Raw genomic sequence first — 25,750 nt, forward strand, 5'->3', positions numbered from 1 at the left:
TCGCCCCGTACCGAAACTATGTGAGCTTAGAATTTGAAATAGGCAGGCAAATCGTCTGCCTCTTTTTGTTGGTGTGGTTGGATAATCTTCACTGATGCGCGTTCCAGGCGGTTATCTACAAACGCTGTTTCGTCAGGTTTGAGCTGTTGGTGGCGGGGATATTTCGGCTCGGCCCGGTCATTCACGACAGGCGCGTCCCAGCCGTCGGTTGTGGCAAAGAACCGGTCCGCACCATCTTGTCCAAACGCCCTCAGGTATCCCTGCACAACGACATCAATATAACTGAGCAGCAAGGGATGGTGATTGCTGGGCGCGGTGTGCCGGTCATGGGGCACCGCATAAACCGCGATTTCGACATCATGCGTCAGGGTGTGTGAAATCGAATTTGTTGCCGGAACCCGGTCATAGGCCCATTCCCGCTGATCCAGTGCGGCCCAGTCGTTTTTAGGCACATGGGCGATCATGCCTTCGATCTCGGACTCGGGGTCGGGAATTGCGGTCAGGAACGCGACCGGACGCAGATCGGTATGGCGCCATGCCCGTTTCCAGCCTTTCAATTTCGCAGGGCGCGGGTCGGGAAAATCATGGGTGGCGAGGTTCACAAGGCTGCCATAGCCAAAGAAATAGGGGTCAGGCATGGATAAGGCGTCCTTTTGATCGATTGATGTATGTCAAACCGCTTTTTTCCCGGACATGCAATAAGGCTGCATCTAGAATTCAGGGAGGCCCTCATGCGGATTACCAAACGGACGAATATCGCTGTGCGCCTGTTGATGTACTGCGCAGCGCACCCGGACAGGTTGGTCACGAAGGCGGAGATTGCCGAAGTGTGCAACATCTCGGAAAACCATTTGGCACAAGTGATCAATCAACTGAGCCAGTTGAACTATCTGAGCACGCAACGGGGTCGCAATGGCGGCATGTCCCTGGCGCGCCCGGCGGAAGAAATTCGGATCGGTGCCGTTTTTAGGCATGTTGAAGGGGCCTTGCCCATTGCCGAGTGTTTTGCGGATGCGGACAATACCTGCCCCTTGACGGATGCCTGTCGGTTGCGGCTAGCGCTGCAAGACGCGGCCGAGGTATTTTACGCTTCACTTGATGATGTATCGCTGGATGCCTTGGTTTGTGACAACGATCCGTTGCTGAAGCTTCTGCAGCCCGTGGCCTGTGTGCGCTGAACTCAGTCGCTGGCGCGTAAAATGCGGGCCGGTCGGGCCGAAAGCGGGCGCAGCGCGAAGGCAAGACCTGCGCAGAGTGTGACACCGATCCCGGCCAGAACAATGCCGAAGGCCGAAGACCAGATGACCGCAAAATCCGTCTCGAATATATAGGTGGCAACGGCCCAGCCGCCCAGAATGCCGACCAGCAAGGCAACACAGCCCGCGGCGGCCCCCAGTAAGACAGAGCGCAGGCCAAAACTGCGCAGGATGCGGCCCCGATTGGCCCCGAGGGTTTTCAGGATTGCCGCTTCGTATCTGCGGGCAGGTTCGCCCGCTGCTGCGGCTCCGATCAAGACCAGAAATCCGGTCAGCAAAGACACGCCTGCGCCGTAAGATGTGGCGGCGGCTATCCCTGCCAACAGCCCTGAAACGCGGTCGATGGCATCGCGTACGCGAATGGCCGTGATGTTGGGGAACTGGCCTACGAGATCCCGGAGGATGGCGGCCTCGGCGTGCTCTTCAGCATAGACAGTGGCGATGAAACTATGCGGTGCACCGGACAGTGCAGAGGGGTTCATCGACATGATGAATCCCATGCCTGCGGTTGAAAAATCCACTTCGCGCAGGGATGTCAGTTCTGCCGTAATGTCGCGACCAAGGATATTGACGGTCAGTTGGTCGCCAAGTTGCAGGCCCATTTCGGCTGCTTCTTCTGCGGCAAAGCTGACTTGGGGCGTGCCCGAATAATCCTCGGCCCACCATTCCCCGTCGGTTACGTTTGCGTTTGCCGGGGGCTGAGCGGAGTAGGTAACACCACGGTCGCCTTCGAGCACCCAATGATCACCAGCCACATCACGGGCAGGGCGGCCATTGATCTGCGTGATGATCCCGCGCAGCATTGGCGCGCTTTCGATGCGGCTGACGGCAGGGTCCGAGGTCAGGCGGTCGGTAAAGCCTGGCATTTGATCTTTCTGGATGTCCACGAAGAAATATGAGGGCGCAACGTCCGGTAGATTGCCAGAGATCGCGTTGCGTAGCGTTCCGTCGATCTGTCCAACGGCGGCCAGAACGGACAAGCCCAGACCGAGCGACAGAACAACCGAGCCTGCGCCTTCACGCGGGTCTGAAATGGCGGACAAGGCCCATCGCAGGGCGGGGCGGCCGCGTGCCAGAGGCGCTCCGGCCCGTGCCAGTTTGCGAATGGCATAGGCTGAGAGGGTCAGCAAAACCAACGCGCCCACAAGCCCGCCGCTTGTCCAAAGGGTCAATCGGGTGGATCCACTGAACCAGGCGGCAACGGTGACAAGCAACACAAGTCCAATTCCTGTGGCGATGACAAAGATCGGGCGTGGGATCGCTCGGGCTGTGCTCAGCGCATCGCGAAACAGGGTTGCGGCCCGCACGTCCTCGGTTCTGGCCAATGGCCAAAGCGTGAACAGAAATGCGGTGAGCAGCCCATAGATTGCGGCCTCAATCAGTGGTTGCGGATAGAGCGAGAATACTGCCGGAACCGGTAACTGGCTTTCCAACAGAGGCGCCAGAAGCAGCGGAGCCAGCCCACCCAGCGCCAGGCCGAGCGCAATTCCGATGACAGACAGCACGCCGATCTGAAGCATGTAGGTTTGAAAAATCGTCGCTCGATCAGCCCCCAAAGTGCGCAGGGTCGCCACGGTTTCCGTTTTTTGGCTCAAGTACGCGCGCACGGCGGCAGAAACTCCGATACCACCTACGGCAAGGCCCGACAGACCAACAAGAACCAAAAAGGCGCTGAGGCGACCGACAAACTCGGAAATACCGGGGGCACCGTTGCGCGCATCGCTCCATCGCATTCCCGTGCCGTCGAAGGCTTTGTCAGCTTCGGCGGCGATTTCGGAAAGAACAATCGTGTCTGGCAGGTTCAAACGGTATTTGGTTGAGAACAAAGTCCCGGGCTCCAACAACCCGGACGCCTGTAGCGCCTCGGTTCGAACCAATGTGCGCGGTCCAAGGCCAAACCCACCTGCCGCGCTGTCGGGTTCGTTCACCAATGCGGCTGTCAGGATAAATTCCTGTGTCCCAAGCTTGAAGCGATCACCGACAGTCAGCCCAAGCCGGTCGATCAGCACGGGCTCCATAATTGCTCCGGGCAAGCCGGATGTCCCGTTTAGAGCGTCATCCAGCGTGATGTCTGGCTCAAGCTTAACCGAACCAATCAGGGGATACGCAGTGTCAACGGACTTGACCTGGGTAAGTGCGCGCTCCGGTCCGTCGGCACGGGGCACAACAGCCATCGAGCGGAAATCGACGATTTCGGACACCTGCTCGGATGCTTGCTGCATCCAGGCGCGCTCCGCCTCGTCGGCAAAGCGATAAGTGAACTCAAGCTGCGCATCGCCGCCCAAAAGCGAAGCACCTTCCTGCGCCAATCCGGTTTGAATGGCTTGCCGTACCGACCCGACGGCTGCGATGGCAGCGACGCCGAGGGCCAGACAGGCCAGAAAGATCCGAAATCCCCGCAAGCCGCCGCGCAACTCGCGTCGGGCGAGCCGCCCCGCCAGTCGCAGGCTCATTCGGCGGCCTCCTGCAGGGTTTCTTCTGCAATCCGTCCATCGCGTAAACGGACGACACGATCACAGCGTTCCGCCAGAGAACGGCTGTGGGTGACAAGTACGAGCGTGGCCTCATATTTCTGGCGCAGTCCGAACAACAGATCGACAATCGCGGCGCCATTTGTTTCGTCCAAATTCCCAGTCGGTTCGTCCGCCAACAAAATCTTGGGGCGCGGCGCTGAGGCACGTGCAAGTGCCACCCTTTGCTGTTCACCGCCCGACAATTGCGCCGGGTAATGATCGCGCCGATGCGACAGGCCAACAGCTTCCAGCTCAGCCTCGGCACGATCGAACGCATCTTTGTGGCCTGCCAATTCCAGCGGCGTAGCCACGTTCTCAAGCGCAGTCATGGTCGGGATCAGGTGGAAATTCTGAAACACCACGCCCATGTTGTTGCGTCGAAAGCGGGCCAGAGCATCTTCGTCCATGCTGGTCAGGTCCTGATCCAACGCGGTAATCTGCCCACTGGTCGCTTGTTCCAACCCACCCATCAACATCAGCAGTGAAGATTTGCCCGAGCCGGACGGCCCAATCAGGCCCAGTGTCTCACTCTTGGTCACAGACAACGTGATGTCATGCAGAATATCGACCCGTCCGGCATTGCCATCCAGTGACAAAGCAGCATTTTGGAGAGTGAGAACAGCAGACGTCATAGGTTTACCCGATTAAGGAGCGGTCTTTTGGGATATGGAGCGATCACCACTTTGCGCAAGGCTTTGATGACAGGTCTGTTTATCTTCTGCGGTTTCACGGCCACAGCCGAGCAAGTGGTGATTGCCGCCTTGGGGGATTCGTTGACGCAAGGCTATGGGCTGGTGGAAGAAGACGGGTTTGTTCCTCAGCTTGACCGTTGGCTTGAGGGCCAAGGAGCGGATGTGCAGGTGATCAACGCCGGTGTCTCGGGTGACACAACGGCGGGTGGGGCCGCGCGGGTGGAATGGACCCTGACACCGGACGTGGATGGAATGATCGTTGCCTTGGGGGGAAATGACCTGCTGCGCGGGATCGATCCTGCCGTATCGAGGGCCAATTTGAGCAAAATCCTTGAGGTTGCACGGGCAGGTGATGTCGCCGTTCTGCTCATCGGTATGCAGGCCCCCGGCAACTATGGGGCCGAGTACAAGCAGGCTTTTGACGCCATGTATCCCGAATTGGCCCAGGACTTTGGAGCATTGTTTGTCAGCAGTTTCTTTGAAGGGCTGACAGCCGAGGGCGATCCCGGCGCAGTGTCGCAGTTCATGCAGGCCGACGGCATTCATCCAAATGCCGACGGAGTCGCCCTGATTGTGGATGCGCTGGGTCCGTCCGTTCTGGAGCTTGTAGGGCAGGCAGCGGCCCCCTGACTTTGATCAGACGACAGTGACCACTGTTCCGATTGGGACACGATTGTATAGGTCAATAACATGTTCGTTCAGCATACGGACGCACCCGTTTGACACTGCATGACCAATGGTTTGCGGCTGCGTTGTGCCATGGATGCGGAAATACGTGTCGACGCCGTTCTGGAATAGATACAGCGCTCGCGCGCCCAAAGGGTTATCTCCGCCACCGGGTTGGACATAGTCATTGTCCTTGAACTTTGCATAGGCCACCGGGTCGCGTTCGATCATCTCGTCGGTCGGGCGCCAGGTCGGCCATTCCTTCTTCACGGCGATCGTCGCTGTCCCGGTGAACTCCAATCCCGCCTTGCCGACCCCACAGCCATAGCGGATCGCCTTGCGAGGCTCAGTCACGTAGTAAAGATAGAACGAGCGGGGGGCGACCAGAAGCTGCCCAGGCACAAATTGCTTTTTGATGCGCACGAATTGCGGCGTCGGATCATACTCGACCGCTTTCTTGGCGCTGGCGATTCCCGGCAACAGGCTGGCTGCTGTTCCGGCCAGAAAAACACGGCGTGTAAACATCGAAAACCCTCATCGAATGACCAATGAAACTTAAGAACAGTTTCAGTATGATATGATATTTGGTCAATTCTGGGGCAAACATCACGTGGTCGTGATGTGTTCCGGTCGCCACGCAGGCGAGCAGGAGGGAAAGGGCAAGGCCATGCCTTACCCTTAGACTGGCTTAGGCCAGCTGGATGTTGTCGGCGCTTTCACGGCCGTCACGACCAGCGCGCAGCTCATACGTGACCTTCTGGTTGTCGGCCAGACCGGTCAGGCCCGAGCGTTCGACAGCCGAGATGTGAACGAAGATGTCTTTGCCGCCATCTTCGGGTGCGATAAAGCCGTAGCCTTTGGTGGTGTTGAACCATTTTACGGTGCCTGCGGGCATGTCCGTTGTCTCCTGTTTGGTGCTGCCCACGGGGATGCGGCAGCCTGGCGTCGTTGTCTGGATCGATAGACTGAGCGCCGTAAAAGGAGACAGTGGGTCGAAATAGAAAAACGTAAGCTCCTTCCATATGGCATTGAGGTGGCCATGTGGCAAGGGATGATCGCCTGGATTGAACCTTGGCCCCAGAGCCTATTGCGGTGTTTCAAGGGGTTTTTGATCAAAGGGTGGGAATTGCCGTGCCCGGCTCATACGACCGGTGGTTATCCCCGTTTCCGAATAAACGCATAACGAGTCTATTGAGAATCGCAGCTTTGCTTGCGGCCCTTTGAGGCACAGGATCAGAGTCGTCTTGTTAGGACGGTATCCTTTTATCTTATAAGTCTCCATTTCAACTCAATTATTGAGATATTTGAAAAATGACGCTGAAATGCTATAATTAATTACAGTGCCGTGGGGGCGTTTATGAGAGTTATTTGCACATTGGCGGTTCTGTTCTGGGCCGGAGCATCAGAAGCATTGACCACCTTGGATGGGGCGGAAAGCGTGAATGTGGATGATGAAGTTAGGTCTGAGCTTCTCTCGGGCTTTGACAGCGAAAGACATCAAGAAGAGTTGGAATGGGAAAACCCCGGTTTGCCCCTGATCTCTGAACCCTATGACGAAAATCGGTATTTTGAAGAGCTGGAATTGTTGGGGGAACGTACAGATCAAGAGGGTGGCATGACGGAAGGCACTTTGGCGCAGGCGAACCTTTCGGCTGTTCCGATACCAGCCAGTTGGTTGCTGCTGGTCGGCGCTTTGGCCGGGCTGTTTGGTCTGGGCAAACTCCGCGGAAACCGGTCAGCTTAAGGGCTGCAACTGCGATCATCCATTAGAGTTTTGACTGGGGCGCCGGAGTTTGGTTGCTCGGAGGGGTCTTAATGCATTTAAATTTGGCTGGATGGCATCCAACCGATTGGCCTTGTTCGTCGATACATCGCGATATTCGCGCGAGTAGAGTTGATCCGGAGTGGCGCGATTGTGGGACGGAAGGGGCGTTCGGGGAACCGTAGGATGGGTGATTTCACCCATCATTTGATGAGGTAGATTGGGATTGAGGCGCGATGGGTGCAAGCACCCATCCTACGCTTGCTACAAAATAGGTGCTTCGGACAGTCTCGACCTTTGAACATCGGCTTTCATGCCGTATCGGTTCACGAGTGAAGCAACGACTTCCAAGAACCATTTAGGGCTTTCAGGATGTACCAAGACGCTTTCTACAAGCTCGTTCAGATCAACCGTAACTTGCACACCATAGTCGACCTCATTAATTCTGTCGCTGTTCGGGGTTTTCCCAAAACTCGGGAAAACTACCCTCACCTCATTCTCGTGTCGAAAGCTCATCCTTTTGTGCATCACAGGCCATAGTGTGTTGTTAAACGGGATGACGACATTTTCGTAGTCAGCATATATCACACCTCCCAAAAAAATCTCTTCAGGCAGAGCGGCAGCCAATTTTTCGTACGTAGTTTGGATGGCGAGGCCTTGATTTAAGAGTGAGTACAGCCTCCACATTGCGGCTGATTCATGGTCATTCAAATGCCAGCAACTAACGAAATTCTCTTTTGGAAATTGTTTGAATGCATTTCGAATTTGCTGTTCGGGTGTTCCGTTTGGAAAGCTCTTGTCTTCTGCCTCAGAAATGATCTGTTCCGAAACAGTCGCGATTGCAGCGATAGTGGCGCTGGTCAAAGATCCTTCAAAATTGTCCCCAAGTTTGTCCGCGCGAGTAAAGAACATCGCTCTTGTTGTAAGAAGCGACACAAACTTGGCCAGGTCCATGTACCTCCAAACCCGACTACGTGGGTTTGGAGGTTGCCTAAAGCAATCATGCTCAAGTTTGGCAGGCATTTGCCATCCTACCGCGCAAACTTCTTATGCTTCAACCGCTTGGGCTCCAGCGCGTCCGGTCCCAACCGGCGCTTTTTGTCCTCTTCATAGTCCTCGAAGTTGCCCTCGAACCATTCCACATGTGCGTCACCCTCAAACGCCAGAATATGCGTACAAATCCGGTCGAGGAAGAAGCGGTCGTGCGAAATCACAACGGCGCAGCCGGCGAAATCGACCAGCGCGTCTTCCAGCGCGCGCAGGGTTTCGACGTCCAGATCGTTGGTCGGTTCGTCGAGCAGCAGGACGTTGCCGCCCTCTTTCAGCAGGCGGGCCATGTGGACGCGGTTGCGTTCACCGCCTGACAGCAGAGAGACCTTTTTCTGCTGATCGCCGCCTTTGAAGTTGAAGGACGAGCAATAGGCGCGGGAGTTGACCTGCGCGTCACCCAGCTGAATGATCTCGGCGCCACCGGTGATCGCCTCCCACACAGTGTCGTTGTCTTTCAGGTCGTCGCGCGATTGGTCGACATAAGACAGCTCGACCGTGTCGCCCAGTGTGATGGTGCCGCTGTCGGGCTGTTCCTGACCGGTGAGCATCTTGAAGAGCGTCGATTTCCCCGCGCCGTTGGGGCCGATGACGCCGACAATGCCGCCGGGGGGCAGGGCGAAATCCAGCCCTTCGATCAGTTGCTTGTCGCCCATGTGTTTCGAGAGACCCTCGACCTCGATCACCTTGCCACCAAGGCGCTGGCCGTTAGGGATGACGATCTGGGCGCGGGTCAGCTTTTCGCGTTCGGACTGCTCGGCGAGTTCGTTATAGGCGTTAATCCGGGCCTTGGATTTGGCCTGACGGGCCTTTTGACCCTGACGCATCCACTCCAGTTCGCGCTGCAGGGTCTTCTGCTTGGACTTGTCCTCGCGGGCTTCCTGCTCCAGCCGTTTGGCTTTTTGTTCCAGCCATGCGGAATAGTTGCCCTCGTAAGGAATACCCCGGCCACGGTCGAGTTCCAGAATCCAGCCGGTGATGTCATCCAGGAAATACCTGTCGTGGGTGACGATCAGGATGGTGCCCTTGTAGTCGATCAGGTGCTGTTGCAACCACGCGATAGTCTCGGCGTCCAGGTGGTTGGTCGGTTCGTCCAAGAGCAGCATGTCGGGCGCTTCGAGCAGCAGTTTGCAGAGCGCCACGCGGCGTTTCTCACCACCCGAGAGGTTGGCGATATTGGCATCGTCCGGCGGGCAGCGCAGTGCCTCCATCGAGACGTCGATCTGGCTGTCGAGGTCCCACAGGTTTTCCGCGTCGATCGCGTCCTGCAGGGTGGTCATCTCCTCCATCAGCTCGTCCGAATAATTCTCGGCGATCTCCATGGCGATTTCGTTGAAGCGGTCGACCTTGGCCTTTTTCGCGGCGACGCCCAGCATGACGTTTTCGCGGACGGTCAGCGATTCATCCAACTGCGGTTCCTGCGGCAGATAGCCGACCTTGGCACCCTCAGCCGCCCAAGCCTCACCAGTGAAATCGGTATCGAGGCCGGCCATGATCTTCATCAGCGTCGATTTACCCGCGCCGTTGACGCCGACGACACCGATTTTCACGCCGGGCAGAAAGCTCAGGTGGATGTTTTCAAAGCACTTCTTGCCACCGGGATAGGTCTTGGAGACACCCTGCATGTGGTAGACATATTGATAGGCGGCCATGTCGCGTCCTCTGGGTCGGGGAAATTGAGTTGAAACGTTGGATATCCGAGGCGGGCGTGCTGGGCAAGCTGGTGGTTTTGTGAATTTCGATTAGTGCCGGTTTCACCTAAACAGGCTTGATCATACAAGGGGTATAGATTGTCTGAATTGGCAAAGTTGATTGAAGGTTGGGCGCAGCCGGGGCGTGTCGAATGGATCGGCCTTCGGTCTGAGAGGCGGTCAGTGATGAATATTGCGGACGACGTATTGATCGCCACTGACGGGCTCGACGGCGACCGTGGCCACGCTGGCAAGCGGGCGGTGACTCTGATCCAGCAGGAACATTTGACGGCGATTGGGTCGTATCTGGGGCAGGGGCCGATTGCGCCTGAAATCCTACGGCGGAATCTGGTGGTGTCGGGGATCAATCTGGCTGCGCTCAAAGGGCGCGATGTTCAGGTAGGAGAAGCCATTTTGCGGTTTACCGTGATCTGCGCGCCGTGCAGTCGGATGGAGGAAGCGCTGGGCAAAGGCGGGTATTCTGCCGTGCGTGGGCATGGGGGCTGGTGTGCCGAAGTCCTCCGCCCGGGGCGTGTCAAGCTGGGTGATGCGGTGCAACCTGTTGATTGACAACCCCCCTGAGTTCTGAACATCAGCAGGGGATGGAGCGTTATCATATTCCATATGCGCGACCCGGGCAGGTGATCGGGCTGTTCGGAGGGTCTTTTGATCCTCCGCATAAAGGCCATGTACATGTCACTCGTGAGGCGATGAAGGCGTTTGGGCTGGATCGGGTGTGGTGGCTGGTATCGCCGGGTAATCCGTTGAAGGAGCATGGGCCAGCCCCGATGGCGCGGCGGTTGCAAGCTGCGAAAGCTGTGATGCAGCACCCGAAGGTCGACGTGACGGATATCGAGGCGCTTACAGGTACGCGGGCGACGGCGGATACTCTGGCAGCGCTTCGGCGGCTGTATCCGCAGGTTCGGTTTGTCTGGTTGATGGGGGCTGACAATCTGGCGCAGTTCCACAAATGGAAAGACTGGCGGCTGATCATGGGTAGCGTGCCTGTTGGAGTGGTGGCGCGGCCGGGGGATCGGATCTCGGCCCGGATGTCCCCGGCGGCGCGGCTTTATGCGAAATACCGGATCGACGGGCAGGCGCGGCATCTGCTCGGTCGCGCGCAAGCCCCGGCCTGGTGTTTCGTCAATGTGCCGATGGTTGATGTCAGCTCGACCGAAATCCGGACGCGCGGAGAGTGGCGCGCGCAAGTGTTGCCGGAATAGCCCCTATGGGCGCATAATCTCAGCGAGAGGTTGTGCGATTTTATTCTGTGGGATTTTAATTCAGCTATGGCTGATCGTTTTTCACGTCGTGTGTTTCTGGGGGGATTTGGGGCGTCTCTGATCCCGGCGGCAGGTCTTGCGCAGGCCCCGCTAGTTTCTCTCAGGCCGCAGATCCGTGGGGTGCCGTTAAGCGGGGCCGAGCGTCTGGTGGCTGCCGCTGGATTAAAGGGCGAGGTTGTTTTCGCGGTTGCGGATGTGGCGACCGGGGCGCAGCTGGAGGTGTTTGGCGATGGGGCCGCCTTGCCCCCCGCCAGTGTCGGCAAAGCGTTGACCGCACTTTACGCGCTGGATGTTCTGGGCGCGGATCACCGGTTTGAAACCCGTTTGGTGGCAGATGGTCGGATCGAAAACGGCATTCTGCATGGCGATTTAATCCTTGTAGGCGGTGGAGACCCCTTGCTGGACACAGATGCGCTGGCCACGATTGCGGCCAACCTGCGCGAGGCTGGCATTACCGAGGTGCGCGGTGCGTTCAAGGTCTATGACGGCGCGCTGCCATTTGTGTTCAGCATCGACCCTGGACAGCCGGATCATGTGGGGTACAGTCCTGCCATCAGCGGGATTTCGTTGAATTTCAACCGGGTACACTTTGAGTGGAAGCGCGCGGGCAAAGGATATGACGTCAGCATGGACGCACGCAGTGCGCGTTATGTTCCTGCGGTCGACGTGGCCTCGATGCGGGTCGAGAGCCGAAGCCTGCCGATTTATACTTATCAACCAAGCGCGCGGCAGGATCGCTGGACCGTGGCGAAGGGTGCGCTGGGCAATGGTGGGGCTCGCTGGTTACCGGTGCGCAAACCCGCGCTTTACGCTGGCGATGTGTTTAGAACATTGGCGCGATCAAACGGGATTGTGCTGGGGCGGGTGCAAGTAACACGACAAAGCCCGCAGGGCGTGGATCTTGTGGTGCATCGCAGTGATCCCTTGGAGAGCATTCTACGCGGGATGTTGAAATATTCGACCAATCTGACGGCTGAGATGGTCGGAATGGCGGCGACAAAGGCACGGGGTGTCTCTCCTGGGAACTTGGAAGAGTCGGCGGCCGAGATGAACCGGTGGGCCTCGGAGAGTTTTGGTGTGAACGGTATCGCCATGGTCGATCATTCCGGTCTTGGTGATGCTTCGCGCATTGTACCCGCAGATCTGGTTTCGGCCTTGGTGGTCGCACAGAAGGCAGGGAAACTGCGCCCGTTGATGAAACCTTTTGCTTTGACCGATCGGAATGGTCGGGTCGTCAAGAACCACCCAGTTAAGGTTGACGCCAAGACAGGGACACTGAACTTTGTTTCCGGGCTGGGCGGTTTCCTGACAACAGCAGACGGGGTCGACCTGGCCTTTGCTATCTTCACGGCAGACGTGGCGAAACGCGCACAAATACCACGTGCTCAGCGTGAACGTCCGGATGGCGCGCGCAGCTGGAACCGAAGGTCGCGAAAGCTGCAACGCGCACTGCTTGAACGGTGGGGTTCGCTATATGGCAGTTAAGCTGTGAAACCCGACGACGCCAGTTGTCATACGGCGTGACGCGCGCGGGCACCGCGTTCAATTGCGGCTGCGTGTAGGCGGTCGATACTCAATTCGTACCGGATTTCTTCTAGCAAACGCAGCTCGGTCTCGGCCAGCGATCCATCTGCGGCGGCAACATCGCAGGCCAGCGCATAAGCCGTTTCGTTCAGCCGTTCGGGAAGGTTGTCGCGGATCAGGCCAAACAGAGCATCCAGCCCGTCTTCCTGTTCAAACAGATCAAACACGATCTGTGATACGTGGCGCATACGATCTATGTCATATCCGGCGAAGACCGGCAGCATGTTCACCGCCACTTCGATCTTGACCAGTTCAGCAGTTCGGATCGTTTCGTCAGATGCCGAAATCGCAACCATGATCGCCACAAGGCAATCCTGTGGGGACATCGGGTGGGGAACTTGTTCGGTCATTCGGTGCATCCTGCTTGGGGTTCTTCAAAAGCGCAGGATAGAAGGGGGGCAGGGCAGGTTCAACATCTTGTTTTGCGGCGTTTGTGCGGCAGGTTGAACCGGTCAGGTATTCATCACTGCCATTCCACTCAGCAAAAGCCCGGCCCCGATCCAATAGCGCAGCCCCAGCGTTTCGCCGAAGAACAGCCACGAGGCGAGGGGAACCAGCACAAAACTAAGCGCCATGAACGGATAAGCTTGTGACAAAGGCACATGTCTAAGCACATAAATCCAAAGGATGGTAGCGGATCCGTAGATCGCAAGTGCGACAAGCAAAAAAGGGTCAAAAAGGGTGTGTACTACGCCCACTAAGCCTGTGGCGTCGCGTCCGTCGATCCGCCCACCTGCGAGCTTGAACAACACCTGACCGGCGGAAATCATGACAGGCGTCAACAGCAAGCCCGTCCAGATCAATACCGTTGGCGCGGTGGCGCTCATGCCGCCTGGTCCTTTACGGGCTTTTCGTTGCTTTGATCTACAGGGCGGTCTTCGCAGTAATAGATGTCGCGCCCGATATCTTCGCAGACATGTACGCTTGGGCTGGGATGTACAGCGCGCAAAAAGCTGTGGGTGTAGGGGAAGAAGTTAAAGTGCGGATTGAAGCTGTAGCGGTATTCCCTCTCACGCGGGACCACAATGATGACGCGCTTGCGCGCGACCCGGCGCAGTTCAGCAATCGCTTGGCGATAATCCAGCAGGTGCTCGATCACATGGGTGCAGACAACGGTGTCGAAGCTGTTGTCGTCAAAGGGCAGATCTTCGATCCGCGCGGCGACATAGGTAATGTTGTCCAGAGCTTCCGCGTCGTCGATCACAAAATCCACGCCGGTCATGGCGGCTATGTCTGGGCGCTGGGCACGGATACGCTGTAAAAGAACACCAGTGCCGCAACCGACATCGCAGATGCTGTCGCCCACGATGTCTTTGGCAATCCGATCTATGCAGGCTTCGGAATTGTCGGTTCCGTCATGAACGCGCGGATGGTCGCGATACAGGGTTTCGTATTCTTCGTCTGTCAGAAAAGGCGCACGTTCACGGAATGCCGCCAGCCGGGTTATATGTTCACCCCAGACCCGACGAGCAAGCCAGTGAAAGGCGGCGCTGTCGCGTAAGATTGGCGGTACGATGTCTTCAAGCACAAAGCGGATCAGATTGGTCGTTTCGCGTCGCATCTTTTGTCCTGTGGTCCGGTAAGCTTCCTGATCTTGCCCTAGTCATACATGGCCCGAGAAGCCCGTGAAATATGCGGCCCAAGTCAGAGCGTGCGGCCCGTGTCTTTTTTGTTTCGGAGAGTACAATCGCCCCAGCATTGTGGCTTCAGTAAGGCTGAGCTGTGAAACCTGAGTCACGGACCGACTGAAGACAGCGTTCGACTATTCGGAGTAGTGCAGGAGACTTTAGCCCTTTGAGCATGGGGAAACTCCGGTTTCTGGTCAGTTATGGCAGGAAACGGGCCAGTGCTTTATTGACTCATGCTGCACTGGCACAATAGGAGGGGCCGGTCCGGTTGCATGGGGCAACCAAGGCACCTTTCCCGATGGAGCACATTGAAATGTCTGAACTGCGTGAAACCGCGATGTCGTCCAAGGCCTGGCCTTTTGAAGAGGCGCGCCGGTTGCTCAAACGCTATCAGAAAGGTGCGCCTGAAAAGGGGTATGTGTTGTTTGAAACCGGCTATGGCCCCTCGGGTCTGCCGCATATCGGTACCTTCGGTGAGGTTGCGCGGACCACAATGGTAAAGCGTGCGTTCGAAGCGCTTTCTGACATTCCGACCAAGCTGATCTGTTTCTCGGATGATTTGGACGGGATGCGGAAGGTGCCCAGCAATGTGCCGAACCCGGAGATTCTGGAGCAGCATTTACAGCGCCCTTTGACCTCGGTGCCGGATCCGTTTGGTGAATATGACAGCTTTGGCGCGCATAACAACGCGATGCTGCGGCGGTTCTTAGACACATTTGGGTTTGAGTACGAATTCTACTCGGCCAAAGAATTCTATGAATCCGGGCAGTTTGACGAAATTCTCAAGCGTGCGGTTGAACGCTATGATGAGATCATGGCGATCATGCTCAAGAGTTTGCGTGAAGAGCGCCAGCAGACCTATTCGATTTTCCTGCCGCTGCACCCTGAAAGCGGGCGGGTCATGTATGTGCCGATGAAAAAGGTCTGCGCTGAAACATACACCGTGACCTTTGACGATGAGACAGGCAAGGAATGGACCGTTCCCGTCACCGGGGGCCATGTGAAGCTGCAATGGAAGCCGGACTTTGGCGCGCGCTGGGCCGCTCTGGGTGTCGATTTCGAGATGTACGGCAAAGAGCACGCGACGAACGAAAAGATCTATGACTCGATCTGCCGTGCGCTTGGCGGCCGTGCGCCTGAGCATTTCAGCTATGAGCTGTTCCTGGATGAAAACGGTCAAAAAATCTCGAAGTCGTCCGGCAATGGCGTGTCGATTGACGAATGGCTGACCTATGCGCCAACCGAGAGCTTGGCGTATTTCATGTATCAGAAGCCCAAAACGGCCAAGCGGATGCATTTTGATGTGATCCCGAAAGCATACGATGAGTATCATCAGCAGTTGCGTGCCTATCCGGGGCAGGATTTGAAGGCGCAGTTGAACAACCCGGTCTGGCATATCCATGGTGGTGACGTTCCTGAATCGACGCTGATCGTGCCCTTTGCGATGTTGCTGAACCTCGCATCCGTATCGGGGGCGGAGGACAAAGAAACGCTATGGGGCTTTATTCGCCGCTATGCGCCCAACGCAACGGCCGAGAGCCACCCTGACCTGGATCAGGCGGCTGGGTTCGCTGTGCGTTATTTTAACGACTTCGTCAAACCGACGCGCAAGCACCGCGCACCGACGGATCAGGAACGCGAGGCACTGGAGGCACTGAAGGCTGCGCTTGAAGCCTATGATGGCCCCACCGAGGATGAGGCGCTGCAGTCGGTGGTCTATTCGATCGGGCGCGAGCGGTTTGACCCGATGCGCGGCTGGTTCACAGCCCTTTACGAAGTGCTTCTTGGCGCGTCGCAAGGCCCGCGTTTCGGGGGGTTCATCGCGCTGTATGGTGTGCCGGAAACAATTGCTCTGATCGACAAAGCACTGGCCGGAGAGCTGGTCTGATTTGACCTGAACAGGTCTGGGGCTACCCTATCTGCAGGAGGTGGCCCCATGCGTCGATTATTGCTTGCTCTTTCCTTGAGTGCCGGACTGGTGTCGGGGGCGTATGCCCAAAGTTCTGAAATCGAAGCGAACATCGCGGCGCAGATACAAGCCTTCAAGGCCGATGATTTCGCGACGGCCTTTACTTTCGCCAGCCCAAACATTCAGCGGCTCTTCCAAAATCCGGACAACTTTGGAGCAATGGTCCGCAACGGGTATCCCATGGTTTGGCGACCTGCTGATGTACGCTTTCTGGAACTGCGCGAGATTGCCGGGTCATTGTGGCAGAAAGTCATGATCACCGACGGCGATGGGCGCGTTCACATTTTGGACTACCAAATGATCCCTTTGGAAGGTGGTTGGAAAATAAATGGCGTTCAATTGTTGGGTAACGCTGACCCTGCGGCTTGAGGCAACACCACCGTCACGGTGAGATGAGCCGTGGTTAATTCCCTTTCGGTATCCAGACTTTCGCGTTCGGGGTGGACCTGAACACGGGGTTTGGACGCGTCGCATGACCTGCGCGACGCGATTGAGAAAGGGATTTCAATGAACAAGGCAATCACTGACGGCATCGTGTTCATGCCACCTCAATTCGCGAATGGCCTGACAGTCTGGTCTGCCGGGGACGGGACTCCGGGCTCGCCGACCTATGGCGGGTCCGGCACAGGGGTTTTTGCGCCTTCGGATGCGGATTTTGGTGGCTGTCTTGAGATTCTGAAAGTGAACACAACACAGCAGCTGCGCTATATGGGGCAGACGCCGATATTGCCCGGTTGTTACCTGCAGATCAAAGCGCGTGTCAAAGCGATTAGCGGGCCATTGCCTTCGGTGCGGATTGCCGCTTGGGCCGGGGGTGCAGGGGATGCACATGTTGCAGGCGTTGTGGAGCAGGGTCCGGCAACTCAGCTATCGGGTTATGGTTCAGTGCATGAAATTACGGCGATAGTTGGCACCGGCCAACGTCCGGGAGTGGATATGCCTTGGGGTCTTGCCGCGTTGTATGGGCATTTTGGCTTGGACATCGAAGGGGCCAACGGTGCCTTGGTGCGCGTGGATGATCTTGAGATATCCGACGTCACCAATGTCTTCCTTCGTGAAATGATCAGTCTGGTGGATGTTCGGGATTATGGCGCGGTCGGTGATGGTGTTACGGACGACTCCACCGCGTTTGAGGCCGCAGATCAGGCCGCTGGCGGGCGTCGCGTCTATGTTCCGCAGGGAAACTACTATCTTGGGGAAAACACCAGCATGACCTCTGAGATGGAGTTTGAAGGCACCGTTACGATGCCGGATGACAAGATGCTGTTGCTGACCAAAGACTTCCATCTGCCAAGTTACATTGCGGCCTTCGGTGATGAAGAGCTTGCTTTCAAAAAGGCGTTTCAGGCGTTGCTGAATAACGCGGATCATGAATCGCTTGACCTGGGCGGTCGCAAAATCTCGGTAACGGCTCCGATAGACATGGCCGCAGCGGTTCCGAACAAACAAGGCTTTTCCACCCGCCGCGTGATCCGCAACGGTCAGTTCGATGTCAAGAGCAGCACGGCCTGGGATACCGAGACCTTCACATCGGTGGCAACCTATGATCCTTCGGATAGAACGCGACTGACCAATGTGGCCAATGTGGCGAATATTCCTGTGGGTTCGTTGGTGCAGGGCAGTGGTGTGGGCCGCGAAATCTATGTGCGGTCAAAAAACGTTGGTGCTGGTGAGATCATCCTGAACGCGCCAATCTATGATGCGTCGGGCACGCAGACGTTCACGTTCCACGCGTTCAAGTACCTTCTGGATTTCAGCGGCTTCAACACACTGCGTAAATTCGGCATGGAGCAGATCGAGTTTCAGTGCAACAGCAGATGCAGCGCCATTCGGCTGGCCACGTCGGGCGGCACATTCCAGTTGAAAGACTGTTTTGTCAGCCGCCCGAAAGACCGGGGGATCACCTCGATTGCGACAGGGTGCAAGGGGATGCTGATCGACAATTGTCAGTTCCTGTCGGCGGAAGAATCCTTGCCTGTGACGGATCGATCGTCAATCGGGCTGAACACCAATTCGAACGACGTGAAACTGCGCCACAACCAGGCCGTGCGCTTTAAACACTTTGCCGTTCTGGGCGGTGACAACAACATGGTTCTCGGTAATCATTTTTTCCAAGGTGATGGCATTCCGCAAGGCGTACGCACCGCTGGGTTGATCATGATCGGCACGTATAACAGTTCCACTATTGCCGAAAACTATGTCGACAATTGTTTCATCGAATGGACCAATGAACGGGACGCGTCGCCCGCTTTCACCAGCGGGTTCTCGTTCAGCGCCATGAGCATCACGGACAATATCTTCTATTCAAGTCAGGCGCCGTCCTGGTTCAGCTTTATCATTATTCGTCCTTATGGGGCCGGGCATTTCCTGAATGGTTTGGCTGTGACTGGAAACAAGTTTCGGGCCACTAGTGGTTCGATAAATCGGGTGGAAAGGGTGGACACATCTTTTGCGGATCTCAACAACAACAGGCACACGAATGTGACGTTCCAGAACAACACCTACCACGGTGTCACAAAAATGACCGCGCACCCGCTGAGAGTCCGGCGTCAGCAAAACTCGGTCGCAAGTTATTGGCCAGTTTTGTCGAATGGAGAACTGCCGTTCAATGGTAAAGCGCGTAGTTGCGACAGCATTACCGTGCTCGGTGGGCTTACCGGGGTTTTCAATAACCAGGTTTTTGCGGCACCTCACGTCCTGCCCGAGCAGGGGTCGCTGGGTGCTAGCCTGACCCTGAGATGGCCTGAGCAGGTTAAGGGCGAAGTCACTGCGTTGATTCGGATGGAAAAATAATGGCAGCACTGGCCGCTCTAAATAGGGCGGCCAATTCTTCGGGTTTGCCAGGAACACCTCGAGTTGCTTTGCGGTGTGACAGGAAATAGGCGACGTTTTTGTTGGGTGTGCTAGGTTGAGGAAAGCAAATGGAGAATCCCGATGCCGAAAATCGCCAAAGACGCCAGTGTTCAAACAGTTATCACAACCTTCGAAATGACGCCGGGTACTTGTCAGGACCTTTTGGAAGCCTTGACCGACGCTTATGCCGAATTCATTTCCAAGCAGCCGGGTTTTGTTTCCGCAGGGCTGCATGTGAACGACGCGCAAACCCGAATCGCCAACTACTCGCAATGGGAACGGCGCGAAGATTTTCTGGCCATGTTGCGGACGCCTGAGATGCGCGACCGCAACCGCAAGATCAACGAACTATGCAAAAGCTTTGAGCCGGTCATGTATGACGTGGCGGAGACATTCTGAAATTCCTGACCTGAATCAAAGCCTGCAGTATTAATTTGTTTCAAAGTGAGCCTGCAAAACGGAGGCTCACGCTATGTATCACAACATTCTTGTCCCTATCTCATTCGATGCTGAAAGAGACACCTCCGGGCCGTTGAAACTGGCTCAACTGTTGGCCACACCAGACGCGCAGGTGACATTGCTGCATGTGGTCGAGCATATTCCGAACTATGCGATTTCGTATATGCCGCCCGAATACCTGACCGAAGCACGCAAGGCGATTCAGACGGAATTGGATGAATTGGCAGCGCAGTTGCCAAATGCGCGTGGATTGGTGATCGAAGGACACTCTGGCCGCACAATTCTGGATTGGGCCGAAGCCAACTCTCCCGACCTGATCATCATGGCGTCGCACCGTCCGGGCATGCAGGATCTGCTGCTGGGTTCAACTGCTTCACATGTCGTACGACATGCTGGGTGTGCTGTGCATGTGGTGCGCTGAACGTCAGAAATCACTTGCTGTCAGGCGATAGGCTTTGCCAAAACCGCCGTTCTGCAAACCATCCTTGATGGCGAACCTGACAAAACTGAAATCGGCGAAATCGATATACAGTTTTGCCTTAGGCCGCAGGCTCAGATACCGCTCACGCAGCGGGGCATACTCTGGCATGTCCCGGTATACCCAATGCGCCACAGCGTGAAGTGTCAGACGGGGATGGGTCAGCGGGTCGCCTTTGTCTTCGGGCTTTCCGACCAGAAGGGCACAATTCGGGTTGGCGTTCAGGGCTTGGGTGTGTTCGGCCAGTGACGAGATCAGCGTGACAGGGCAGCCATCCGTATCCGTAGCCAGCGCGATACGGGACAGTGTTGGCAAACCCGTCTGAGGATGCAAAACCGCCAACGCAGCAAACCGCGCCTGCTCCAAAAGCTCTTTGGCCTGCGCGCGGACCGTTTCGTCTGGGGTTTGGTAGGGACCGGTCACGGTTTGGCGAGACCTCGCAATCAGGGTTTGGCAGTGACACTAAAGCGTAAATCGGCGGCCCGCCAACCTTTCGATCCGATTGCCTCGGCTTTGCCACATATCCATCGTAAGACCCAGGCATGCTGTTCAAGAAACCCATGCAGGACGCGCCTGACCTGAACCCAAGATCAACCCGCCGACACCAGCGGGCCGAGGCCACGCGTCGGCAGGCACTGTCTCCGGTACGCATACTGATCATGGTACTATTGCTGCCCCTCACGACTGTGCTGATCGCGGTGGGCGTTTTCATTCGGGTGTCCGAGTATAATAGGGATGAGGCCGTGATCCACCTGATCGCGCTGGCAGGGTGTGACGCGACGCAGGCCATGGGGATCGGGCCGTTCCGGGAAGGTCAGCCGGGGTACCACACGCGCAATGACCCGGATGGAGACGGCGTTGCCTGTGGGTTTGCCGAGACGCCTGCACCGCAGGCCGCGCTATCTGAAAGCCGCCCAGAGCCGCAACAACGTGCGGTCGGTAACGCCAAATTCGTGCGCCCATAGCGGGCAAAGGGAACCCGTTCAGGACAAATGCGCGCCTGCACAGGTGCGAAAGATTCGCACCTGCGGCGCTGCATCGATCAGGGGAAATTCTGCGACCCCGTCTTGTGTGAAAGCATAGGCGACCTGGTTGTACTCCAACCCATCCAGCACGTTCCCAAAGCCGGTATCCGTCACCGTCAACGCAGATCCTCCGTCGGACAAGACATGGCGTGGGGTGGCGATTTCGATGGGGTTTCGTCCTTCGAACCGCATGGCAAACCACGGGGACTGAGCCCAGACCTGATCTTTCCGAGTAACCGTCAGCGTATAGAGCGGCGCAGACGGGTCATAGGTCAGGAAGATCGTCGCCGCACCTGTGTCATGCGAAAGCGTGCAGATATCGCCCACCGTCGCCTCCCACGCGAAAGCCGGGGTGGCCAGGATCAGAGAAGTCAGGATTGCACGCATGGATGGGGATGTAGCCGCTGAACAGGGCAAGACAAGGCCCCGGGGACGCTGGGCTGCAACCCTGAAGTGTCAGAGGCTTGCGCGCAGTGAGGCGCGTGGTTGAAAATGGCCGAAAATCCTACGCATCAATCTGAGATTTCAAGCCCCTGTGCTAGGATGCGCGCGGCGCGGCCGTTCTGGCTGCGCCACATGACAGTTCTGTCACGTGAGGGAGGAAAGCAATGTTTGCACGTATTACCCAATTCAAAATGAAGCCCGGAACGCGCGAGGCCGCCACGGCAAAAATGAACGAATTGAAATCCGAGATCATGGGCATGCCCGGCATGCATTGCTTTACCAACGTGATGAACGAGGACGGATCGGGCTATGTGATCTCGGTGGTGGAAAGCGAAGCGACCTCGAACGCAAACGCGCCCAAAGTGGCCGAGCTGTGGGGCCATTTCGCCGAATTCATGGAAGGCCCGCCCTCACCGGTCGGATATGATGTGATTGCACATTGGGATAAGGGGTAAAGCTTAGGGCGGGGACAGACCCGCCCTTTCTTTTGATCTGCGAGAACAGCGCTTTCAGCCGGACGTATTGTGCAGATAGGCAAGGCGATAAGCAAGCGCAACGCCACCCGCACCGCCGACAACATTGCCAATCGTAACCCAAAACAGGTTTCCAAAGACGGCGCCCCAACCAAGGTCGGCACCTGCAAGTGCGCCTTGCGGCAACAGGTACATATTGGCGACCGAGTGTTCCAACCCCATCAGAACAAACGCCGCAATCGGCCAGAGTATTGCCATCACCTTTCCCACGACCGATCTGGCGGCGAAGCTCAGCCAAACGGCAAGGCAGACCAACGCGTTGCACAAAATGCCACGCGCAAAGGCCTGTGTCTGAGTGAGGTCGATTTTGCCATTTGCGATCGCAGATGCTGTGGCGCCCGTGGGACCTTCGAGCAATCCGGTTGCAGCAAATGCCAGGGCCAGTGCAATAGCTCCGACCAAATTCCCGAGATACACGAGCCCCCAGTTCCGCAGCAGGTCACGCAGTGAAATTTTCCGGTCCACCGCCGCAATGGTCATCAGAGCGTTGCCAGTGAACAGCTCGGCCCCGCCGACTACCACCAGGATCAGGCCCAGCGAGAACACGACGCCACCCAGAAACCGGGCCGGTCCGAAGCCCGGATCGACACCGGTCATGACCATGGTATAGGCCGCGCCGCCAAAGCCGATGAAAACGCCCGCAAGAATGGCCAGCGTCAATGTCTGGCCGACTGACAGATGCGCCTTGGCAACGCCTGCGGTTTCGACCAGCTCGGCGATTTGGGCCGGTTTATAGGCGTCCACGCCGGTTGGGTTTTGCACTTTCATGCACTCCAGCTTGCCGACATTTTTTTCTTCGGTATTGATTGGGATCAAAGTTGTGGGGTGAAAGGCCCATCGGGTTCAGGTGAATAGCGGGCTGTGCGCACGGTGAATAGTGCATTGGATCATATGCTTGCTGGGCAGGGTGTTGGGGTGGATTATGCGCTCGTGGATTACTGAATTGTGTACTTAACCTGGTTGGGAGATGCGGCCGTGATTATTATATCCCTGCCAGCTACGAAAATTTGATCACCAACTTGGGCGCAATGTTGATGTCGCGAATACCTGCAACTTGGTCCTGAGGTGTATTCGGAGGAACAATAATAGGATAGGTACTCGTACTGCTGGATCCATAATAAGGAATACCGCCGATGTTTCCTGAGAAAGTACTCTGACTACTTGGGTTAACAATTAGCGGCGTGCTATTTACCGTAGTTTTTGAGCTGTGAATCAAAACGTCCCTGCGCACAAACTGAGCTTTCCCATTTGAGTATCCATTGAAGTACACAGTGGTAGTCCCTGTTGGTCGCGTTCGTCCCAAAATATCGGCTGCCCCAAATGCATTCGGTAGGCTTTCAGTGTTTTCTATGGTGAGTACGGTATCTCCGACACCAGCAATGTACTCGCCGTTAATTGATTTAGAAGTAGTTCTAATTTTTGAGTGATCCTGGATTTCACCACACGCCGTTAGCGCTAAGGTTGTAGCAATAAAAAGATGAAACCAAAGGTACTTCATTATTTTTCCGAGACTTACCTTGCCGCACGATGTTATGATCGCTGCGGTAATTCAACCCAAAGAATAGTTGAAAAGATTACCTTTTCCGCCGCTTCACATTCCCACCCCGCTGCCCCGGCCTGCCAGCCGTTGACCGTCCGCGCGACTTCACTGCGTCTTCCGAGGCTTTCTCGACCGCCCATTGCCGCGCCATGGGGTCGTCGGCGACGGCCAGATCGACCGCTTCCAGACGTTTGATCTCGTCCCGGATATTGGCGGCCTCTTCGAATTCCAGGTTCTCGGCGGCCTTGCGCATCTTCTCGCGCAACCCGTCCAGATGCGCTTCCAAATTCGCGCCGTGCATCGGTTTGTCGATGGTGGCGGTGACGCGGTTCATGTCGACGTCGCCTTCGTAGAGACCTGCCAGAACGTCCTCGACATTCTTTTTCACCGTCTCGGGGGTGATGCCGTGTTCCTCGTTATAGGCGAGCTGTTTGGCACGGCGGCGGTTGGTCTCGTTCAGCGCGCGCTCCATTGAACCGGTGATCTTGTCGGCATACATGATCACCCGACCATCAGCGTTACGCGCAGCGCGGCCGATGGTTTGCACCAGAGAGGTCTCGGACCGCAAAAAGCCCTCTTTATCCGCATCCAGAATCGCGACCAGGCCGCATTCGGGGATGTCGAGCCCCTCGCGCAGCAGGTTGATGCCGACCAGCACATCGAATGCCCCCAACCGCAGGTCGCGCAGGATTTCGATGCGTTCCAGCGTGTCGATGTCGGAATGCATGTAGCGGACTTTGATGCCCTGCTCGTGCAAATATTCGGTCAGGTCCTCGGCCATGCGTTTGGTCAGCGTGGTGACCAGCGTGCGGAAGCCGTTGGCGGCGACCTTACGCACTTCGTCCAGCAGGTCGTCGACCTGCATGGAGACAGGGCGGATCTCGACCTCGGGGTCCAGCAGGCCGGTGGGGCGGATCACCTGTTCGGTGAAGACGCCGCCGGTCTGTTCGATCTCCCACTTGGCCGGCGTGGCCGAGACGAAGACGGATTGCGGGCGCATGGCATCCCATTCCTCGAACTTCAGGGGTCGGTTATCCATGCAGGACGGCAGGCGGAACCCGTGTTCGGCCAGCGTGAATTTGCGCCGATAGTCGCCCCGGTACATGCCGCCGATCTGCGGAACGCTGACGTGGGATTCGTCGGCAAAGACGATGGCATTGTCGGGGATGAATTCGAACAGGGTCGGGGGCGGTTCACCCGGAGCGCGGCCCGTGAGGTAGCGCGAATAGTTCTCGATCCCGTTGCAGACGCCAGTAGCCTCGAGCATTTCCAGATCGAAGTTGGTGCGTTGTTCCAGACGTTGCGCTTCCAGCAATTTGCCTTCGCCCACCAGTTGGTCCAGCCGGATGCGCAGTTCCTTTTTGATCCCGATGATCGCCTGCTGCATCGTGGGTTTCGGCGTCACGTAGTGCGAGTTCGCATAAACGCGCACCTGCTCCATCGTGGCGGCGCGTTCGCCTGTCAAAGGGTCGAACTCGGTGATCTGTTCCAGTTCCTCGCCAAAGAACGACAGTTTCCAGGCGCGATCCTCAAGGTGGGCGGGCCAAATTTCCAGTGAATCGCCACGCACCCGGAACGAACCGCGCTGAAACGCCTGATCGTTGCGGCGGTATTGCTGTGCGACCAGATCGGCCATCACTTGCCGCTGGTCGTATTCATTGCCGACCTTCAGATCCTGCGTCATCGCCCCGTAGGTTTCGACCGAGCCGATACCGTAGATGCAAGACACTGACGCCACGATGATCACATCGTCACGTTCCAGCAGCGCCCGCGTGGCCGAGTGGCGCATCCGGTCGATCTGTTCGTTGATCTGGGATTCTTTCTCAATGTACGTGTCCGAGCGCGGCACATAAGCTTCGGGTTGGTAGTAGTCGTAATACGAGACGAAGTATTCCACTGAGTTTTCGGGGAAGAAGCCTTTGAACTCTCCGTAAAGCTGCGCGGCCAGTGTTTTGTTCGGTGCAAGGATGATGGCTGGGCGCTGGGTTTCCTCGATCACCTTGGCCATGGTGAATGTTTTACCCGTCCCCGTCGCACCTAGCAGAACCTGATCGCGCTCGCCGTCCAATACGCCGCCAGCCAGTTCCCTGATGGCCGTCGGTTGGTCACCTGCCGGGTTGAACTCGGTGTGCATCACAAACTGCTTGCCGCCTTCCAGTTTCAGGCGGGCGCGCACGTCGTCGGCGGTCAGTTGGGTCTTGTCGGAATGGGCGTAAGGCATCGGCAGGCTCCGCAGTCAGGCCCCTACATTTGTTCTTATTTTGTCCGTCTGCAAGGGCTGATCCGGATTCATTGCGCTCAACACAGTCGGATGCCATGCGGTTGGT

General features: G+C 56.9%; 28 protein-coding genes. 13 read left to right on the plus strand and 15 right to left on the minus strand.

The window, feature by feature from the left end:
- Positions 1-26 precede the first annotated feature (26 nt).
- On the minus strand, positions 27-638 hold the full coding sequence (locus GS636_RS08460) for a gamma-glutamylcyclotransferase family protein (RefSeq protein ID WP_171669138.1): 612 nt from the start codon (positions 636-638) through the stop codon (positions 27-29).
- 93 nt (positions 639-731) lie between these two features.
- Between GS636_RS08460 and GS636_RS08465 the strand changes: the two genes are divergently transcribed.
- Entirely contained in the window at positions 732-1,178 is a 447-nt protein-coding gene (locus GS636_RS08465; protein ID WP_171184054.1) for an Rrf2 family transcriptional regulator, read from the plus strand.
- Between the two features lie 2 nt (positions 1,179-1,180).
- On the opposite strand, the gene GS636_RS08470 is transcribed toward GS636_RS08465, so the two are convergent.
- Both GS636_RS08470 and GS636_RS08475 read right to left on the minus strand, forming a co-directional pair.
- Positions 1,181-3,709: an ABC transporter permease gene (locus tag GS636_RS08470; RefSeq protein ID WP_171669139.1), complete on the minus strand. Its 2,529-nt coding sequence runs from the start codon at positions 3,707-3,709 to the stop codon at positions 1,181-1,183.
- The gene (locus GS636_RS08475) at positions 3,706-4,401 is read right to left on the minus strand and encodes an ABC transporter ATP-binding protein (RefSeq protein WP_171669140.1); all 696 of its coding nucleotides are present in this window, start codon (positions 4,399-4,401) and stop codon (positions 3,706-3,708) included. The genes GS636_RS08470 and GS636_RS08475 overlap by 4 nt, the downstream gene beginning before the upstream one ends.
- A 27-nt stretch (positions 4,402-4,428) precedes the next feature.
- Between GS636_RS08475 and GS636_RS08480 the strand changes: the two genes are divergently transcribed.
- Positions 4,429-5,091: an arylesterase gene (locus GS636_RS08480; RefSeq protein WP_371808709.1), complete on the plus strand. Its 663-nt coding sequence runs from the start codon at positions 4,429-4,431 to the stop codon at positions 5,089-5,091.
- A gap of 6 nt (positions 5,092-5,097) precedes the next feature.
- Here GS636_RS08480 and GS636_RS08485 read toward each other — a convergent pair whose 3' ends face one another.
- Positions 5,098-5,652 (minus strand): L,D-transpeptidase, encoded by a 555-nt coding sequence (locus GS636_RS08485; protein WP_171647348.1) that lies wholly within the window; start codon positions 5,650-5,652, stop codon positions 5,098-5,100.
- A 163-nt stretch (positions 5,653-5,815) separates the two neighbouring features.
- Positions 5,816-6,022, minus strand: a complete 207-nt coding sequence (locus tag GS636_RS08490) for a cold-shock protein (RefSeq protein WP_171093536.1) — start codon at positions 6,020-6,022, stop codon at positions 5,816-5,818.
- A gap of 462 nt (positions 6,023-6,484) precedes the next feature.
- On the opposite strand from GS636_RS08490, the gene GS636_RS08495 reads away from it, so the two are divergent.
- Entirely contained in the window at positions 6,485-6,871 is a 387-nt protein-coding gene (locus tag GS636_RS08495; RefSeq protein WP_171184062.1) for a hypothetical protein, read from the plus strand.
- Between the two features lie 282 nt (positions 6,872-7,153).
- Here the strand turns inward: GS636_RS08495 and GS636_RS08500 are convergent, their stop codons facing one another.
- A complete protein-coding gene (locus GS636_RS08500; RefSeq protein WP_171669141.1) occupies positions 7,154-7,843 on the minus strand; it encodes a DUF2971 domain-containing protein in 690 nt (229 codons plus the stop codon).
- A 77-nt stretch (positions 7,844-7,920) separates the two neighbouring features.
- On the minus strand, positions 7,921-9,588 hold the full coding sequence (gene ettA / locus GS636_RS08505; protein ID WP_010442471.1) for an energy-dependent translational throttle protein EttA: 1,668 nt from the start codon (positions 9,586-9,588) through the stop codon (positions 7,921-7,923).
- A gap of 138 nt (positions 9,589-9,726) precedes the next feature.
- Here ettA and GS636_RS08510 point away from each other — a divergent pair, with 138 nt between their 5' ends.
- The 3 genes from GS636_RS08510 to dacB all read left to right on the plus strand — a co-directional run bounded on the left by GS636_RS08510 (position 9,727) and on the right by dacB (position 12,395).
- Positions 9,727-10,197, plus strand: coding sequence for an MOSC domain-containing protein (locus GS636_RS08510; RefSeq protein WP_171184066.1), 471 nt, complete (start codon positions 9,727-9,729; stop codon positions 10,195-10,197).
- Between the two features lie 32 nt (positions 10,198-10,229).
- Positions 10,230-10,850 (plus strand): nicotinate-nucleotide adenylyltransferase, encoded by a 621-nt coding sequence (locus tag GS636_RS08515; protein ID WP_171669142.1) that lies wholly within the window; start codon positions 10,230-10,232, stop codon positions 10,848-10,850.
- Positions 10,851-10,916: 66 nt separating this feature from the next.
- A complete protein-coding gene (gene dacB / locus GS636_RS08520; protein ID WP_171669143.1) occupies positions 10,917-12,395 on the plus strand; it encodes a D-alanyl-D-alanine carboxypeptidase/D-alanyl-D-alanine-endopeptidase in 1,479 nt (492 codons plus the stop codon).
- A gap of 26 nt (positions 12,396-12,421) precedes the next feature.
- On the opposite strand, the gene GS636_RS08525 is transcribed toward dacB, so the two are convergent.
- The 3 genes from GS636_RS08525 to GS636_RS08535 all read right to left on the minus strand — a co-directional run bounded on the left by GS636_RS08525 (position 12,422) and on the right by GS636_RS08535 (position 14,055).
- Entirely contained in the window at positions 12,422-12,844 is a 423-nt protein-coding gene (locus GS636_RS08525) for a tellurite resistance TerB family protein (protein WP_171093520.1), read from the minus strand.
- Positions 12,845-12,946: 102 nt separating this feature from the next.
- Complete coding sequence (locus GS636_RS08530) at positions 12,947-13,321, minus strand: EamA family transporter (protein ID WP_171093518.1); 375 nt, start codon at positions 13,319-13,321, stop codon at positions 12,947-12,949.
- The gene (locus tag GS636_RS08535) at positions 13,318-14,055 is read right to left on the minus strand and encodes a class I SAM-dependent methyltransferase (protein ID WP_171669144.1); all 738 of its coding nucleotides are present in this window, start codon (positions 14,053-14,055) and stop codon (positions 13,318-13,320) included. The genes GS636_RS08530 and GS636_RS08535 overlap by 4 nt, the downstream gene beginning before the upstream one ends.
- Before the next feature lie 380 nt (positions 14,056-14,435).
- On the opposite strand from GS636_RS08535, the gene GS636_RS08540 reads away from it, so the two are divergent.
- The 5 genes from GS636_RS08540 to GS636_RS08560 all read left to right on the plus strand — a co-directional run bounded on the left by GS636_RS08540 (position 14,436) and on the right by GS636_RS08560 (position 19,824).
- Complete coding sequence (locus GS636_RS08540) at positions 14,436-16,010, plus strand: lysine--tRNA ligase (protein WP_171647344.1); 1,575 nt, start codon at positions 14,436-14,438, stop codon at positions 16,008-16,010.
- A gap of 48 nt (positions 16,011-16,058) precedes the next feature.
- The gene (locus GS636_RS08545) at positions 16,059-16,460 is read left to right on the plus strand and encodes a DUF4864 domain-containing protein (RefSeq protein WP_171184075.1); all 402 of its coding nucleotides are present in this window, start codon (positions 16,059-16,061) and stop codon (positions 16,458-16,460) included.
- Between the two features lie 138 nt (positions 16,461-16,598).
- The gene (locus GS636_RS08550; RefSeq protein ID WP_171669145.1) at positions 16,599-18,884 is read left to right on the plus strand and encodes a glycosyl hydrolase family 28-related protein; all 2,286 of its coding nucleotides are present in this window, start codon (positions 16,599-16,601) and stop codon (positions 18,882-18,884) included.
- A 141-nt stretch (positions 18,885-19,025) separates the two neighbouring features.
- A complete protein-coding gene (locus GS636_RS08555) occupies positions 19,026-19,343 on the plus strand; it encodes an antibiotic biosynthesis monooxygenase (RefSeq protein ID WP_171093509.1) in 318 nt (105 codons plus the stop codon).
- A gap of 73 nt (positions 19,344-19,416) precedes the next feature.
- A complete protein-coding gene (locus tag GS636_RS08560) occupies positions 19,417-19,824 on the plus strand; it encodes a universal stress protein (RefSeq protein WP_171093507.1) in 408 nt (135 codons plus the stop codon).
- A 3-nt stretch (positions 19,825-19,827) separates the two neighbouring features.
- Here GS636_RS08560 and GS636_RS08565 read toward each other — a convergent pair whose 3' ends face one another.
- Positions 19,828-20,304, minus strand: a complete 477-nt coding sequence (locus GS636_RS08565) for a pyridoxamine 5'-phosphate oxidase family protein (RefSeq protein WP_171669146.1) — start codon at positions 20,302-20,304, stop codon at positions 19,828-19,830.
- 119 nt (positions 20,305-20,423) lie between these two features.
- Here GS636_RS08565 and GS636_RS08570 point away from each other — a divergent pair, with 119 nt between their 5' ends.
- The gene (locus GS636_RS08570; RefSeq protein WP_253762697.1) at positions 20,424-20,846 is read left to right on the plus strand and encodes an excalibur calcium-binding domain-containing protein; all 423 of its coding nucleotides are present in this window, start codon (positions 20,424-20,426) and stop codon (positions 20,844-20,846) included.
- Between the two features lie 18 nt (positions 20,847-20,864).
- Here GS636_RS08570 and GS636_RS08575 read toward each other — a convergent pair whose 3' ends face one another.
- Complete coding sequence (locus tag GS636_RS08575; protein ID WP_171669147.1) at positions 20,865-21,293, minus strand: excinuclease ABC subunit B; 429 nt, start codon at positions 21,291-21,293, stop codon at positions 20,865-20,867.
- A gap of 221 nt (positions 21,294-21,514) precedes the next feature.
- Here GS636_RS08575 and GS636_RS08580 point away from each other — a divergent pair, with 221 nt between their 5' ends.
- Positions 21,515-21,805, plus strand: coding sequence for a hypothetical protein (locus GS636_RS08580; RefSeq protein WP_171620929.1), 291 nt, complete (start codon positions 21,515-21,517; stop codon positions 21,803-21,805).
- A 54-nt stretch (positions 21,806-21,859) separates the two neighbouring features.
- Here the strand turns inward: GS636_RS08580 and GS636_RS08585 are convergent, their stop codons facing one another.
- The 3 genes from GS636_RS08585 to uvrB all read right to left on the minus strand — a co-directional run bounded on the left by GS636_RS08585 (position 21,860) and on the right by uvrB (position 25,644).
- Complete coding sequence (locus GS636_RS08585) at positions 21,860-22,651, minus strand: formate/nitrite transporter family protein (RefSeq protein WP_171184086.1); 792 nt, start codon at positions 22,649-22,651, stop codon at positions 21,860-21,862.
- A 229-nt stretch (positions 22,652-22,880) separates the two neighbouring features.
- Complete coding sequence (locus tag GS636_RS08590) at positions 22,881-23,381, minus strand: hypothetical protein (RefSeq protein ID WP_171669148.1); 501 nt, start codon at positions 23,379-23,381, stop codon at positions 22,881-22,883.
- A gap of 76 nt (positions 23,382-23,457) precedes the next feature.
- Entirely contained in the window at positions 23,458-25,644 is a 2,187-nt protein-coding gene (gene uvrB, locus GS636_RS08595; RefSeq protein WP_171184090.1) for an excinuclease ABC subunit UvrB, read from the minus strand.
- Between the last annotated feature and the right edge of the window lie 106 nt (positions 25,645-25,750).

The sequence above is a fragment of the Ruegeria sp. HKCCD4884 genome, assembly GCF_013110855.1.
Lineage (GTDB): Bacteria > Pseudomonadota > Alphaproteobacteria > Rhodobacterales > Rhodobacteraceae > Ruegeria.

Coding starts and splice junctions, on each gene's coding strand:
- GS636_RS08570 (WP_253762697.1), top strand. CDS start 20,424: ATGCTGTTCAAGAAACCCATGCAGGACGCGCCTGACCTGAACCCAAGA.
- GS636_RS08500 (WP_171669141.1), bottom strand. CDS start 7,843: ATGGACCTGGCCAAGTTTGTGTCGCTTCTTACAACAAGAGCGATGTTC.
- GS636_RS08460 (WP_171669138.1), bottom strand. CDS start 638: ATGCCTGACCCCTATTTCTTTGGCTATGGCAGCCTTGTGAACCTCGCC.
- GS636_RS08470 (WP_171669139.1), bottom strand. CDS start 3,709: ATGAGCCTGCGACTGGCGGGGCGGCTCGCCCGACGCGAGTTGCGCGGC.
- GS636_RS08580 (WP_171620929.1), top strand. CDS start 21,515: ATGTTTGCACGTATTACCCAATTCAAAATGAAGCCCGGAACGCGCGAG.
- GS636_RS08550 (WP_171669145.1), top strand. CDS start 16,599: ATGAACAAGGCAATCACTGACGGCATCGTGTTCATGCCACCTCAATTC.
- GS636_RS08530 (WP_171093518.1), bottom strand. CDS start 13,321: ATGAGCGCCACCGCGCCAACGGTATTGATCTGGACGGGCTTGCTGTTG.
- GS636_RS08535 (WP_171669144.1), bottom strand. CDS start 14,055: ATGCGACGCGAAACGACCAATCTGATCCGCTTTGTGCTTGAAGACATC.
- ettA (WP_010442471.1), bottom strand. CDS start 9,588: ATGGCCGCCTATCAATATGTCTACCACATGCAGGGTGTCTCCAAGACC.
- GS636_RS08490 (WP_171093536.1), bottom strand. CDS start 6,022: ATGCCCGCAGGCACCGTAAAATGGTTCAACACCACCAAAGGCTACGGC.
- GS636_RS08540 (WP_171647344.1), top strand. CDS start 14,436: ATGTCTGAACTGCGTGAAACCGCGATGTCGTCCAAGGCCTGGCCTTTT.
- GS636_RS08555 (WP_171093509.1), top strand. CDS start 19,026: ATGCCGAAAATCGCCAAAGACGCCAGTGTTCAAACAGTTATCACAACC.
- GS636_RS08485 (WP_171647348.1), bottom strand. CDS start 5,652: ATGTTTACACGCCGTGTTTTTCTGGCCGGAACAGCAGCCAGCCTGTTG.
- dacB (WP_171669143.1), top strand. CDS start 10,917: ATGGCTGATCGTTTTTCACGTCGTGTGTTTCTGGGGGGATTTGGGGCG.
- GS636_RS08465 (WP_171184054.1), top strand. CDS start 732: ATGCGGATTACCAAACGGACGAATATCGCTGTGCGCCTGTTGATGTAC.
- GS636_RS08590 (WP_171669148.1), bottom strand. CDS start 23,381: ATGAAGTACCTTTGGTTTCATCTTTTTATTGCTACAACCTTAGCGCTA.
- GS636_RS08515 (WP_171669142.1), top strand. CDS start 10,230: ATGGAGCGTTATCATATTCCATATGCGCGACCCGGGCAGGTGATCGGG.
- GS636_RS08575 (WP_171669147.1), bottom strand. CDS start 21,293: ATGCGTGCAATCCTGACTTCTCTGATCCTGGCCACCCCGGCTTTCGCG.
- GS636_RS08585 (WP_171184086.1), bottom strand. CDS start 22,651: ATGAAAGTGCAAAACCCAACCGGCGTGGACGCCTATAAACCGGCCCAA.
- GS636_RS08495 (WP_171184062.1), top strand. CDS start 6,485: ATGAGAGTTATTTGCACATTGGCGGTTCTGTTCTGGGCCGGAGCATCA.
- GS636_RS08525 (WP_171093520.1), bottom strand. CDS start 12,844: ATGACCGAACAAGTTCCCCACCCGATGTCCCCACAGGATTGCCTTGTG.
- uvrB (WP_171184090.1), bottom strand. CDS start 25,644: ATGCCTTACGCCCATTCCGACAAGACCCAACTGACCGCCGACGACGTG.
- GS636_RS08560 (WP_171093507.1), top strand. CDS start 19,417: ATGTATCACAACATTCTTGTCCCTATCTCATTCGATGCTGAAAGAGAC.
- GS636_RS08475 (WP_171669140.1), bottom strand. CDS start 4,401: ATGACGTCTGCTGTTCTCACTCTCCAAAATGCTGCTTTGTCACTGGAT.
- GS636_RS08545 (WP_171184075.1), top strand. CDS start 16,059: ATGCGTCGATTATTGCTTGCTCTTTCCTTGAGTGCCGGACTGGTGTCG.